Annotated in this window: 10 protein-coding genes and 1 pseudogene; 9 read left to right on the top strand and 2 right to left on the bottom strand. The window is 63.2% G+C overall.

Features of this window, described 5'->3' with window-relative positions:
* Nucleotides 1-373: 373 nt before the first annotated feature.
* Nucleotides 374-2,221: a hypothetical protein gene (locus GNK13_RS14530; protein WP_164103277.1), complete on the bottom strand. Its 1,848-nt coding sequence runs from the start codon at nucleotides 2,219-2,221 to the stop codon at nucleotides 374-376.
* Nucleotides 2,222-2,394: 173 nt separating this feature from the next.
* On the opposite strand from GNK13_RS14530, the gene GNK13_RS14525 reads away from it, so the two are divergent.
* Together GNK13_RS14525 and GNK13_RS14520 are read left to right on the top strand one after the other, a co-directional pair.
* Nucleotides 2,395-3,111 (top strand): BON domain-containing protein, encoded by a 717-nt coding sequence (locus tag GNK13_RS14525; protein WP_164103276.1) that lies wholly within the window; start codon nucleotides 2,395-2,397, stop codon nucleotides 3,109-3,111.
* Nucleotides 3,112-3,548: 437 nt separating this feature from the next.
* Complete coding sequence (locus GNK13_RS14520) at nucleotides 3,549-5,873, top strand: YXWGXW repeat-containing protein (protein WP_164103275.1); 2,325 nt, start codon at nucleotides 3,549-3,551, stop codon at nucleotides 5,871-5,873.
* On the opposite strand, the gene GNK13_RS14515 is transcribed toward GNK13_RS14520, so the two are convergent.
* The gene (locus GNK13_RS14515) at nucleotides 5,870-6,586 is read right to left on the bottom strand and encodes a 3-keto-disaccharide hydrolase (protein ID WP_164103274.1); all 717 of its coding nucleotides are present in this window, start codon (nucleotides 6,584-6,586) and stop codon (nucleotides 5,870-5,872) included. The two genes, GNK13_RS14520 and GNK13_RS14515, sit on opposite strands and share 4 nt — an antisense overlap.
* 165 nt (nucleotides 6,587-6,751) lie before the next feature.
* Between GNK13_RS14515 and GNK13_RS14510 the strand changes: the two genes are divergently transcribed.
* The 7 genes and pseudogenes from GNK13_RS14510 (at nucleotide 6,752) to GNK13_RS14485 (ending at nucleotide 13,049) form a co-directional block, all read left to right on the top strand.
* Entirely contained in the window at nucleotides 6,752-7,477 is a 726-nt protein-coding gene (locus GNK13_RS14510) for an FG-GAP repeat domain-containing protein (RefSeq protein WP_164103273.1), read from the top strand.
* Nucleotides 7,413-7,598: pseudogene (locus tag GNK13_RS22095) on the top strand (hypothetical protein); the annotation flags it as partial. The gene GNK13_RS14510 and the pseudogene GNK13_RS22095, both read left to right, overlap by 65 nt.
* On the top strand, nucleotides 7,599-7,736 hold the full coding sequence (locus GNK13_RS21515) for a hypothetical protein (RefSeq protein ID WP_203329069.1): 138 nt from the start codon (nucleotides 7,599-7,601) through the stop codon (nucleotides 7,734-7,736). It abuts the pseudogene before it with no gap.
* A 123-nt stretch (nucleotides 7,737-7,859) separates the two neighbouring features.
* Nucleotides 7,860-8,249 carry an SPW repeat domain-containing protein gene (locus GNK13_RS14500; RefSeq protein ID WP_164103272.1) on the top strand — a complete coding sequence of 130 codons (390 nt, stop codon included), beginning with the start codon at nucleotides 7,860-7,862 and terminating at the stop codon, nucleotides 8,247-8,249.
* Nucleotides 8,250-8,383: 134 nt separating this feature from the next.
* Nucleotides 8,384-9,871 (top strand): FAD-dependent oxidoreductase, encoded by a 1,488-nt coding sequence (locus GNK13_RS14495; RefSeq protein WP_164103271.1) that lies wholly within the window; start codon nucleotides 8,384-8,386, stop codon nucleotides 9,869-9,871.
* A 202-nt stretch (nucleotides 9,872-10,073) separates the two neighbouring features.
* On the top strand, nucleotides 10,074-11,585 hold the full coding sequence (locus GNK13_RS14490) for a sulfatase-like hydrolase/transferase (RefSeq protein ID WP_164103270.1): 1,512 nt from the start codon (nucleotides 10,074-10,076) through the stop codon (nucleotides 11,583-11,585).
* A 42-nt stretch (nucleotides 11,586-11,627) separates the two neighbouring features.
* Nucleotides 11,628-13,049: a sulfatase family protein gene (locus tag GNK13_RS14485; protein WP_164103269.1), complete on the top strand. Its 1,422-nt coding sequence runs from the start codon at nucleotides 11,628-11,630 to the stop codon at nucleotides 13,047-13,049.
* The last annotated feature ends 45 nt before the right edge of the window (nucleotides 13,050-13,094 follow it).

Below are 13,094 nucleotides of genomic sequence, written 5' to 3'. Positions count from 1 at the left end.
CCTTCGGCTTGCCGTTAAACGACTTGGTAGCCAACTGCTGGGCACTGCTGACTTTATGGCAATTCAGCGTAAGAAAGTGGCGCTGTCCAGCTAGTGGAATCAACGCACGTGAGCCCACGGTCTTTATAAAGTCCGGGAAACCACGAAGGACACGAAGGGAAAGTGGGGAGTTGAACCACGGATCCCACAGATAACGCAGATTTTTTGGCTTCCAAACTCCCCTCTCATCCGCGTTCTCTGCGCTATCCGCGGTTCTTCCCCTTTTCGTGTCCTTCCGTGGCCACCATTCGTTTAATTCGTGTCATCCGTGGTTGTCCTCCCAGCTTGCTGGCTGCTGAATCCTTATCGCGTCCGGCATTCCGGGGAATGGTATTTACTCGATCGGTTTGAGCGTAAACGCGGTGTAGTGCAGGCCGGTGGGGTCGTCGTAGGCGATCGCTCCGCTCGGAGCAAAGTATTTGGAGAAGGCCGAAAACGCCGGCAGCTCATTTCGCTCCAAGGCATCGAGCAGCATTTTTGCGGCCGGATTGTCGTTGCCTACGCGCCGCAAAAACTCGCGGCTTCGCGGCTCTTTGGCCAAATCGTAGATCTGGCGAAAGATCTCCTCGCTGCGGAGGTAGGAAAACAGAAAAGGGGTTTGGCTATCGAGTTTCCCGCTGGCCTCGGCGGCGATCAACGCGTAGTCGGGTGATTGGGAGAGTCGGCTAGCTCCGCCGCCGCGCGTTTGAATTAAATGCTCGATCGCCCCGCGGCTGTCGCTGACAACGATGTAGTCGTCGAGGAGTGCCAGCGTCAGTTCCGGGCGGCGAATCCCCGCCGGCGCGCTCGGCTGCGAGCCGCTGTTGGAAACGAAGATCGTGGATCCGCCGAATCGATCTTTCTTCAGCCGATTGCCAAAAGCAACTGTCAGCTGCTCCACTGTCTGTTGGGCGGCTGCGATGTCCTTGACCTGAATCGCCCACGACTGCGTCTGACTATTCAGGCGGGCTGGCGGCTCGGACCAGCGGATGATACTGATGCGGCCGGTCAACTGCTCGAGAATGTCCGCCCGCAGATCGACACCGGTCCGCTCTTTGAGCCGAGCCTCGACCAGACGCTCCATGGCATCGTCGCCCTGGAAACGGGAGACGATGCGGTCGACGCCTTCGTAGGCTTTGAGGATATCCCAGTGGAGCGTGGTGTAGCTGACGATGTCCGCCGGGACCCAATCTTCGGGCTGGATTGGTCCTTCTTTCGGGCGGACGACGGACAACATTCCGTCACGCGGTGAATCGAGCAGGAGGTGGAAGTGGGTGATGGTTTCAAAGCCCTCGTCCCCTCCCATGAACATGCTGCCGCCGATGCCCTTGAGCTTCTCGAACTGCAGGCTCTGCAGGATCGACCAGCCCATTGCGGCTGGGCCGCCCGAAGCGGTCACGATCCGCTCGGCTAAGTGGTAAGGGTCGGCGTAGAAGGTAATCTGCGGCCGCGAGGCTTCGGCTCCCACGCAGTGGCTCATCACGTTCCCGAAATCGGTGTTCTGGGCGAGTGTGCCGCTGTTTGTCGATCCCGTCCAGCGATCGAGCAGGTCGGGAACCAGGTTCGGACCGAGGGCGATGATGACCGTTCCTTCTCGCTCGGCAAACGCTAGCGGCAACCGACGCTCCCGGGTGAACGTGGTCACGTCGGCTCCCTGGATCGTCTGTTCGTCGCGTTGAAAGCCGTCATCGAGTAGCGCCATCTCGAGCCGTTCGAGCATCCGCATCAGCAGCGGCGTCTTGTCGTCCGATTCAATCAAGGCGATCACGCCCAGCGGGTTGCGGTTGCGCCGCGCTTCGATGCGGGCGCGGACCGCCTCGGGGGAGTCGTCTTTCGGCCCCGTCTCCGGGGCGACTTCCGGAGCCTCCAGCGGGACGACCGCCAGGGCCAATTCTCCCTGCGGAATGCTCAGCAACTCGTCGAGCGAAACGCCGACGTGCTCGCTGATCTGCTCAAACAGCGTTGCTCCACCGCTGTACAAATCGCCAATCAAGGGCCGCAACTGCTCGTCCTGAAGCATCCGCCCAAGGCTGGATTTGCCAAAACTCTCCCGCAGCGCATTGCTGTCTTCGACCCGAACGTAGGCCAGCGTCTTCTCGGGAAACAGCCGCGGGGCTGCCGGCCGCTGCGCCGCCGCCGGCTGGCTCCCGAGAATCACACCCACCGCGGCGAGGAGCAGCAAACCGAGGATTTTTCGAGGCATGGCGAGACCTAGGGGGAGGAGCAAGGGTTCTAATACAGAGCAGCCATTTCAATGTGGCTGGAAAAGCCGAACGGTCGATGAAGGTCTACGATAGGATAGTGATGTGGTGGTTGCTGATCGTACCCGGTGAGCAAGCTGAAAGTTACAGACGGCTCTCTCAAGGTGAAAAGAATATGTCTCGGTCTCTTCCTCGCCTGCGTTTCCTCGCCCTTTTCGGCACCGCCGCGGTGATCCTTGTGACCGCTGTTCCCGCTTCCGCCCAGCAGATTCCCGGCCGCGGCGGGAACGGCAACGGTGGCGAGGCAGGGGGAGGACGGGGCGAGAATGGCGGTGGCGGCAATGGAGGCGGCGGGAGCGGAGGTGGGGGGACCAGCGGCGGCGGCTCCGGGGGGAGCGACGGGATGGCTTCGGCCGATGAGATCTTTGCCGACGGCGTTCAGCGGAACGGGGCTCCGGAGGAGCGGGGCATCGGGAATGCTCCCGAAACGGCCGGGGCAGGACGAGGAGCCGGGGGGTTCGGAGGCCTCGGTGGATTCGGCGGCATGGGGGGCTTCGGCGGCCTCGGAGGCTTTGGCGGCATGAATCCCTTCGGCGGCGGGCAGTTTGGCGGGGCCAACCAGCAGCAACGCACTGTCCGCACCCGCCTGAGCTCGCAGGTCGAGGTCGAACCGTTGCCGCCGCGGACGGTGGACGCCACCGTCACTCGCCGGCTGGCCACCCTCTACGGCAATCCGCGGTTTGGCAGCGTCAGTCTTCAGATGGACGGCCGCACGGCGATCCTCACTGGACGCGTCGCTAGCGAAGAAGACCGGCGGATGGCGCGGCTCGCCGTGATGCTCGAGCCGGGGGTCAGCCGGGTCGACAACCGCTTGGAAGTGGCCTCCCAATAATCACCCCGCCGCAATCTCGGCCGCTGTAGAACGGTGATTCCCGGTCGTATCTCTTTTGCGACACTTCTGTCGTCACTCCGATAGCACCGCGGCGGCCTCCGCGCCGCCGCGAAGTGGTTTCGAGAGGCTGTTTTACTCGCATTTTGCCGGGTAAGCAGCGGATCAGAGTACGAGTGTGCAGATGCGGCACACTGTTTGCCAGATTGTTCATCCGGACATCCATCTTATTCCGGCTGGCAGGCTTGCCGGGTTGGCGGGCATGTTCGTTGAGGCCGCAGCCGCGCCCAGCGATGTGCGCGCCGCTCGAGCGAGGGGAGAGCGTCATGACCACGTCATTTTTTCAACCGCGATCGCGCCGTACTCTGAGTGCCTTCGCCGGCCTCCTCTGTCTGGCCGCTTGGAATGCAAGTCATTCAGCAGCTCAGACGACTGAAACGTTGCCCCTGCCTCAAGTCGCCGATCCTCGGCCCGGCGCTCCTCAGCTCAACGGACCGGGGTTGGATGGCGGTCTGCCTGGGAACAATCTGCCAGCGAACGAGGATTACGAGGTTTTGGCGCGGGGGCCGATCCATGAAGCGTTCGCTCACCCGACGGGGCTTGATACCGAAGCGGTTTTAGTGGCCCCTGAGGCGCCTCCGCCGCCCGTTCAGGAGCAGCCCCCCGAGTCGCGGCCGACGGGGAATAATGTGATTTGGATTCCCGGCTACTGGAGTTGGGATGATCAGGAAGCGGAATACGTCTACGTCAGCGGACTGTGGCGCGACGTCCCACCCGGCCGCCGCTGGACTCCCGGGTACTGGCACGAAGTCGACGCCGGGTATCAGTGGCAATCGGGGTTCTGGGTCTCCGAGACGCAGGAAGAAGTCGCTTACCTTCCGGCGCCTCCCGAGACGCTCGAAGTGGGTCCCAACATCGACCCGCCATCGGAGGATTACTTCTGGATCCCCGGCTGCTGGCAGTACGCCCAACAGGATTACACGTGGCGGCCTGGTTTCTGGTCCCCAATTCACAGCGGTTGGGTCTGGGTCCCTGCCCACTATGTTCCCACGGCATTTGGTTATGTGTATGTGGATGGATACTGGGATTATGAACCGGGCGACCGAGGTTTAGTCTATGCGTCGGTAGTTTTTCGCCGGCCGGTCTATCTCAGTCCCACCTACTATTATCGTCCCTACTATGCCTTGGGAAACACGGCCTCGCTGCTAGTGAATCTATTCATCCGGCCCAGCTACGGGATGTACTACTACGGCGACTACTACTCCCCGTACTATTATGGGCTCGGCTTCCAGCCCTGGTACTTGCCGCTTGGTGGAAGGAGCTATTACAGCCCAGCGGTCAGCTACTATCGATGGAAATATGCCCGGCATGGCGTCGACTTTTACGACCGCATGCATATGTGGAAGCGGCGCTATGAGCGGCATCACCACCACCATGATCACCACCATCGCGATCGCGATCGAGATCATGATCGCGGACGACGGTATTACAAGCCGCGGGAACGCGCGAGCCTCGCATCGGGGATCGCATCACCGACGGGAGATGGTCAGCTCGAACTGATCACATCGATGGACCGCTTGGTGCGCGATCGCGATTCACGGTACACGCGGGTGGAGCCGAGTCAGCGTCAGCGCTACGAGAATCTGTCGCGGGAGATTCGCTCGATCGCCGACTTGCGGCAACGCCAGGATCGGGACGATCTGCGGCCCGGACGGGATTCGGGCGACGGCCGGGTACGTCCAGACATCGCGGACCGCGATGACGATCGCCGCAACCGGAGCCGGGCCAACTTTCGGCTGCCCGAATCGTATCGCCTGGGCCGCCCCAGCCTCGACGGTGACCGAGTCACGCGCGAAGACCGTGGGCCTGGCGGAGACCGTGGGCCTGGCGGAGACCGTGGACTCGACGGAAGGCGGGGTCCTGATTCGGGGCGTGGCCTCGATCGAGGCATCGGCGAGCGGCCGGGACGGGGGCTGGAACGGGGGCCTGGACGTGGGAGCGAGGGCCTTCGACCGGAGATTGACTCCCGGCGGCCGGGGAGCGGGATGATCGCTCCCGGTGGCAATCGCCCCACGCCCGGCTTGGACTCCCGCCGGTCCGAGAGCGACCCGCGGCGTCCCGGTAGCGACTTTCAGCGGCCCAACCGCAGCCTGGAAATTCCAGGTCGCGATTCGCGGCGGCCTGGCAGCAGTCTCCGGGCGCCAGGCAGCGATGCGCTACGTCCGGGGGGCGATGTGCTGCGTCCGGGGGGCGATGTGCTGCGTCGCGGCGCTGGACCGGGGATTCCCGGTGCCGATTCGCTACGATCTGGAAGCGGTCTGCGAGTTCCTGGCCGCGATCCGCGAGGCGCGGGGGGTAACATTCGCATCCCGGGCGGCGAATCGCGAGGGCCGAGTGGCGGAATTCGCAGCGGCAGTCCGCTCGAGCAAGGGTTGAACCTGAGGCCAAGCATCGAGCGCGGCTTTCCGGGACGCTCGGACGGCGATCGCTCCGGTGGGTTCAACAGCCGCATGCAGCGCGGCCCGACGATGGGCAGCCCCCGCTCGAGTAGCCCCCGCTCGATCAGCCCTGGGGGCGGATTCGAGGGCAGTTCCCGGAGCGGGTTCGGCGGCATGCGGCGGAGTTTCGGCTCGGGCAATTCCGGCCGAGCCGAGTCACGCGGACGCGGCTTCGGCGGAGGGGACGCCAACCGTGGTGGCGGCAATCGGGTCGGCGGTGATCGGGGCGGCCGTGGGGGCGGCGATCGCGGCCGGGGCCGCGGCTAACGTTCTGCGGCCTCGCCCTCGAGCGGCTTGATGAAGAGGTTCCGCCAGCGGACTTCGTACGGCCCCCGGTCGCCCACTCCGTGCACCTGCAGGCCGATAACTCCCCGCGGGTTGTCGTCATAGCGAGCTTGGTCGTAAGTCAGATCCGCGATTTGGTGTCCGTTAATCCAGGTCTCGATCTTGCGGCCCACGGCGCGGACGCGGAACTCGTTCCACTGTTGGTTCTTGAAGTGGCTGTGCTGGTTGATCTTTGGGTCGTCGGAGGTGGGCTCGGGCGACTGCCAACCTCCGGCTGCTTCGCCATAGATGTAGCCCGCTTGCCCCGGGCTTGCCTCGATTTCGACTTGCGGTCCGTAGACGCGGCCTTGGTATTCGCCGTCTCGCACTTTGGAGCGGATTTGAACGCCCGAGTTCAGCTCGTTGTCGTCGAGCAGGACTTCAAAGCGGAGCTCAAAGTCGGCGAACTCTTCGTCGCTGATCAAGAACGTGTTGGGGCTGCCCGCGACGGTGGTCCCCACGATGGCACCGTCTTCGACCCGGTACTTCGCTTTGCCGCTGCGGATTTTCCAGCCGTCGAGGTTCTCGCCGTTGAACAGAACTTTCCACTCCTTGCCCGGAGGCTGGGGGGCGTCGGCGGCTCGGGCCAGCGGCACGGCGGCAACCCACAAACCGAGCGCGGTCAGGCAGGTCGTGAAGGAGCGGACGAGGGACATGGGAGGGGACTCCGAGAGGAAAGGTGGAAACTCAGTGCCGTCAGGATCTCGATGCCGGCAGGATAGTCGATGCTGGCAGGATAGTCGTCGAGCGGCAATTGTAGACGGTGGCTATCCTGAGGGAGAACTTGCTGGCTCCGTTTCTTCCAACCTGAGGTAAATGCCGTGTCCTCGCGTGCCGATTGGAATTCGCCCTGTTGCTTCGGGTGGGTGCCCCGCTTCCTGGGAGTCGCGCTGTTCGCCGCAGCGATGGGGATCTCGACGCCGGGTGGAGCGGTCGATTTTCTCTTTGAAGCAAAGACGATCGACCCTAGTCCGGGCAAGGTCGTTTATGCCGTCGCCGCCGCGGACGTGGATGGTGACGGGCGGGAGGACATGATCGCGGTGACCGAGGACCGCGTCTTCTGGTACCAGGCGCCGAACTGGAAGAAAAGGGTCCTGCTCGACGGCGGCACCCAGCCCGATAACGTCTGCATCGTTCCGCACGATGTCGATGGTGACGGACAGATCGACATCGTGCTTGGCGCCGGCTGGCCGCGCAGTGGGGGAACGATCCAGTGGGCATCACGCGGCGAATCGCTCGAGGAGCCCTGGGAGATCTACAAGATCGGCGCAGAGCCATGGGTCCATCGGATGCGAATCGGCGACGTGCTGGGGACGGGCAAGCCGCAGTTGGTCGTTTCGCCGCTGAATGCGACCCGCGCGCCGGGAGTCCGCTTGTTGGCTTTTGAGCTCCCGGCGAACCCGCGGACCGATCGCTGGGCTCTGACTGTCCTCGACGCCTCGCTCGACCGGCTCCACAACCACCTTTGTCTTCCGGCAGCCGATCGACGATACCCTCCGCGGCGGCCATGCGCTCGGTTGCGCGGACTTCGACGGCGACGGCGATGACGAGATCGTCGCCGGCCATCGCGAGTCGGGAGAGGGAGAGTCCGCGGTTCCGGTCGGCCTGCAGATTTACGATCGGCAGAGCGACGGAAGTTGGACAAAGACAAAGATCGATATCGGCAGCGTGGCTTGCGAGGATCTGGTGATCGCCGACTTCGATGGCGACGGGCGGAACGACATCCTGGCCGGAGGTCGCGCGACGCACAATCTCCGGCTGTTTCTCAACCGCACCGAAGCGGCAGCGGCGGTGGACGAGGAATAAGGTTTGCACTGTTCCAGCCTTCGTCATGCCGCCTGTGAGCCATCTTCTTTCTTCCACTTTGGCCGCCTCCTGCTGAGGCATGATCAGGGAAGGCCGCTGTCACGTTCACTCAAGGGGCGAGCGATGAGATTCATTTCGACGAAGGTGCATGGAGCGCTCGATTACCTGGTAGCGATTCTTTTAATCGCCTCACCGTGGTTATTTGGATTTGCGGAGGGAGGGGCGGAGACCTGGGTGCCGGTGATTTTGGGAGCGGGGACGATCGTCTACAGCTTGCTGACCGCCTATGAGCTGGGAGCCGTCGCGGCGATCAGCATGAAGACGCACTTGATGATCGACTTCATCGCGGGACTCGTGCTGATCGTCTCGCCGTGGCTGTTTGGGTTTGCCGAGTACGTTTGGATTCCGCACGTGGTGTTCGGGATTTTGGAGATCGGAGCGGCGCTGATGACGGAAACGACGCCAGCTCGCATTCCCCACAGCCATCGCCACGCGCCGACGACAACGCTCTGAGCGGCCGCGGAAAGCCGGTGTGCCAGCCGCCCCTCTTTCGGTGCGGGCGGCACGCTCGTTGCACGACCGGGAGCGAGCGGGGATCTGACGTCCGCCCCGCCACTCCCGGTCGTTCCGTTTAGAGAGGCACCCCTGTGAACCACGCACTCCTTGCACCCAGCTCCTATTGGAATCGCGGTGGCACCGCGGGCGGCCGCTTCCCCACGCTCGAGGGCGTCCATAAGACGCAGATCGCCGTGGTCGGAGCAGGCATCACGGGGCTGTCGACCGCGCTCGAGTTGCTCCAGCGGGGATACCAGGTAACCGTGTGCGAGGCGTCGGTGATCGGCGCGGGAACGACCGCCGGAAGCACGGGGCATCTCGATGCGGTCCCCGAGCAGGGGGCGCGGAAGTTGATCAAAGACGTCGGGCTCGAAGATGCCCGGCAAGTGGTCGATCTGCGGCTCAAGGCAATCGATGCGATCGAGCAGCGGAGCGACGCCAATTGTGACTTCGTTCGCATTCCCACCTACCAGTACAGCGAGCGGCGCCGCGATGAGGAATCACTTCGCGACGATTGTGACGCGGCAGCGGACCTCGGGCTTGCGGCAACCTGGAGCAACTCGATTCCGCTCGAGCACGCGGCCTGTGGCTTCACGATCCAAGGCATGGCGCGGTTCCACTGCGGGCGTTATCTGGAGCGACTAGCCGACCTCGTCGTGGACGCGGGTGGAAAGATTTTCGAACACACCAAAGTCCAATGCCCGACGGAAAAGCATGAGCCGGAGTTGTCCGCTGGAGGCGGCCGGATCGAGTTTGAGCAGGCGGTGATCGCCGTCCATTCGGGATACACCGCCTCGCTTCGCGTCTATATGATGATTCCGCCTTACCAGTCTTATGTGTTGGCTGCCCGGTTGGGAAATCGGCTGCCCGATGCGCTCTACTGGGATAACGATCAACCTTATCACTATATCCGCCGTGCCTCGAGCAGCGCCGAGGATATCTATTTGATTGGCGGTTGTGATCACCATACCGGAGCGGGTGACGAGCGGCAGGCGGTGGCCGATCTCGAGCAGTATGCCCGCAGCCGGTTTGATGTCCGCGAAATTATTTGCAGTTGGAGTGCTGAGTTCTTTGAGCCCACCGACGGGCTGCCGCTGATCGGACGCGATGCGACGAGCGAGAATGTTTGGTTGGCGACCGGGTTCAGCGGCGTGGGGCTGACGTGGGGGACGGCAGCCGCGCGATTGATTGCCGCGCAGATCCATGGCTCGAAAACTCCGCTGGAAGAGCGGCTCTCGCCTCGACGATTCGGATCCAAGCATCCCGCCACGATGGCGATGGAACAACTGCCCGGCGTTGCTGACTATGCCGAACGCGTCCTGCCGGCCGACGAGGTCGATCCAGACTCGCTGGCCGCCGGTGAAGGCTGCGTGGGGATGATCGATGGAGTCCACACCGCCGTCTGCCGAACGGCCGACGGGCGGCTGCATCGTCGCAGTCCGATCTGTACCCACATGGGAGGCGTCGTCCGCTGGAACCCGGTCGAGCAGACGTGGGACTGTCCGGTGCACGGCGGACGCTTCGACGCGGAGGGTTGTCGGTTGTACGGGCCCCCAGAGTCCGATCTCGAAACGCCTTGAGCGGTGCCTGCTCGGCGGTTTCGTCTGCATGATGGTCCTCGACGTCGCCTTCGGCTGAAGCCACCGCCTGCAAGGCTGGGCGATGTCAGCTAAAGTGGACCGCTGCATCGGCCACGGCTCTCTCCTTCGCGGGATGCCCCTGCCGTCGCCGCACTTCTCCCGCTCGACCTCCCGCCTCCCCTCAACCGGCTTCGATCTCTCCATGGACCCTTCCCCCCTCCGTTTTCCGTGGCTTCTGCTCGGTGTTGCACTCGCAGGCCCGTTCGTTTCGCCGGCGGCAGCGGCGGCGCCCTCGCGATCGGATACGGCCCCGCCGCCGAACATCGTGCTGATCGTTTCGGATGACCAAGGGTACGCGGACCTCGGCTGTTTCGGCAGCGACGAAGCGATCACCCCGCACCTGGACCGTCTGGCGAGCGCAGGGGTGCGGCTGACGAATTTCTATGTCTCGTGGCCCGCCTGCACCCCGAGCCGCGGCAGTTTGCTGACCGGGCGGTATCCGCAGCGAAACGGGATCTACGACATGATCCGCAACGAAGCCCCGGACTACGGCCATCGCTACTCGCCCGAAGAATACGCCGTCACCTTCGAACGCATCGGCGGGATGGACACCCGCGAAGTTCTCCTCCCGGAGATGCTCAAGGCAGCGGGGTACACGAGCGGGATTTACGGAAAGTGGGATCTCGGCGTCCACCACCGCTATCTCCCACTGCAGCGCGGCTTTGATGACTTCTATGGATTCTGCAACACGGGGATCGATTACTACACCCACGAGCGCTACGGGGTGCCATCGATGTATCGTGACAATGAGCCGACCGAAGAGGACAAAGGTACCTACTGCACCGAGTTATTCCTCCGCGAAGCGACGCGGTTTGTGGACGAGCACCACGATTCGCCATTCTTTTTGTATTTGCCCTTCAACGCGCCGCACGGTGCGTCGAGCCTCGACCCGCTGATCCGCTCCGGAGCCCAGGGACCGGAGGAGGCGAAGGCTTTCTATCCAGAGCTGCAGGCAAAAGCCGGCACGACCCAGGCCAAGCGGTATGGCGAACCGGCGACAGTTCGTAATGCAGCGAGCCGCCGCCTCGAGTACTTGGCAGCTGTCACGGCGATGGATGCCGCGATCGGGAAAGTGCTCGACCAATTGGAGGAGTACGGGATTGCGGACAACACGATCGTGATCTTCTTCTCCGATAACGGCGGTAGTGGCAGCAGCGACAACGGTCCGCTGCGAGGAAAGAAGTCGTGGATGTTCGAAGGGGGAATCCGTGTTCCAGCCATCGTTCGCTATCCCAAGCAAATCCCCGCCGACACGACCTGCGACGAATTTTTGACCAGCCTCGAGGTGCTTCCCACGCTGTTGGCAGCGGCGGGGCTCCCCGCTCCCACGACTGAGCCAGCGACGGATCGACCCGCCGAGGAAATTATCCTTGATGGCTACGACATGCTCCCCACGCTCGCGGGAAAAACGGCGAGCCCGCGGACCGAGATGTACTGGCAACGACGCGGCGACATGGCAGCTCGCGTGGGTGATTGGAAGTGGGTCGATTCGGCCCGCGGTCGAGGGCTGTTCAATCTGGCCGAGGATATCGGCGAGCGAAACGACCTCTCGAAAAAACACCCCGAGAAGTTGCAGCAGCTCAAAGCCGCCCACGCTCGCTGGCAAGCGGAGATGGTTGCCGCCGAGCCGAGAGGGCCGTTTAAAGATTTCTGAGTACTGACATTTGAGATTTCCTGCTCGTTATAAGTTTTTCCCATGATCCGTATCTTCGTGTTGCTACTCTTGGCTTTCTGTCCGTTCGCTGCGGATGTTGCGGCTGAGGATCGTCCTCCCAACATCGTGTTGGTGATGGCCGACGATCAGGGCTGGGGTGACATGGCTTACAACGGTCACCCGGTGTTGAAGACGCCGCACTTCGATGCGATGGCGCGGGAGGCGTTGCGGCTCGATCGCTTCTATGCCGCCGCCCCGGTCTGCTCACCGACGCGTGGTGCGGTGCTGACCGGTCGCCACCCGAACCGGTTCGGATGTTTTTCGTGGGGCCACTCGCTGCGTCCTCAGGAGATCACGGTCGCCGAGGCGTTGCGGGAAGCCGGTTACGTGACCGGACATTTTGGCAAATGGCACCTCGGTTCGGTCCGCGAGGGGAGCCCGGTGAATCCGGGAGCAAGCGGATTTGACCGCTGGATCTCCGCGCCGAACTTCTTCGAGAACGATGCGATCCTCAGCGATGGGGGGAAGGCGGTCCAGACGCAGGGTGAGAGCTCGGAGGTCGTCGTCGACCTTTCGCTCGAGTTCATCGAACAATCGCAGGCGAGCGGTAAACCCTTCTTGGCGGTGGTTTGGTTCGGTTCGCCACACGCCCCGCACGTGGCTTTGCCCGAAGACGTCGCCGGCTACCCCGATCAGCCTCGGGCCAAGCAGAATTTTTACAGCGAAGTGACGGCGATGGACCGGGCGTTTGGCAAGCTGCGGAAAGGGCTCGAGGAACTCGGCGTCCGCGAGAACACGGTCCTCTGGTACACCAGCGACAACGGAGCCTTACCGCGGGTCGGTTCCAGTGGCGGATTTCGAGGCAAGAAAGGAGACATTTACAACGGTGGATTGCTGGTCCCCGCGATGATCGAATGGCCCGCAAGGATCCCGACCCCTCGCCACGACGCGACGCCTCTGAACAGCACCGACATCCTTCCGACCGTTCTGGAGATCGCTGGAGTCCCAGTGCCCGACGATCGGCCGCTGGACGGCGTTAGTCTGCTGCCCCTGATCGAGGGCCGACCGCTGGCCGAACGGTCGATGGGTTTTTGGAGCTACCCGGTCCGCGGGATTTCGACGCCAAGTGCCGAGTGGATGGCCGAGTTGCTGGCGGCCCAGCAATCTGGGGCCGAGTTGCCGAGCGATCCGGTGCGGCTGCGGATGGACGCGGGCGAAATCGAGCCGATCGATCCGCCGGGCTTCCCGGGGCACGCGGCGTGGGTCTCGGGACCTTGGAAGCTCCACCGAATCCAGCCAGCGAACCGTCCGGAGCCTCGCTTTGAGCTGTACGATCTGGAGGCCGATCCGAACGAGTCGATGGACCTTGCGTCGAAAGAGTCCTCAAGAATGGCCGCGATGCGGAAAGAGTTGGAGGCTTGGCTCGCAAGCGTCGTGTCCAGCCACAACGGGGAAGATTACTAGCGGCGGGCGGCGGTATATCACTTGCATCATCCTCGAAGCGTCTCT

Source organism: Candidatus Laterigemmans baculatus (genome assembly GCF_010367455.1).
GTDB classification, from domain to species: Bacteria; Planctomycetota; Planctomycetia; order Pirellulales; family Pirellulaceae; genus Laterigemmans; species Laterigemmans baculatus.
Note: the sequence above shows the minus strand (reverse complement) of the source record. Positions and strands in the feature narration are given on the sequence as shown.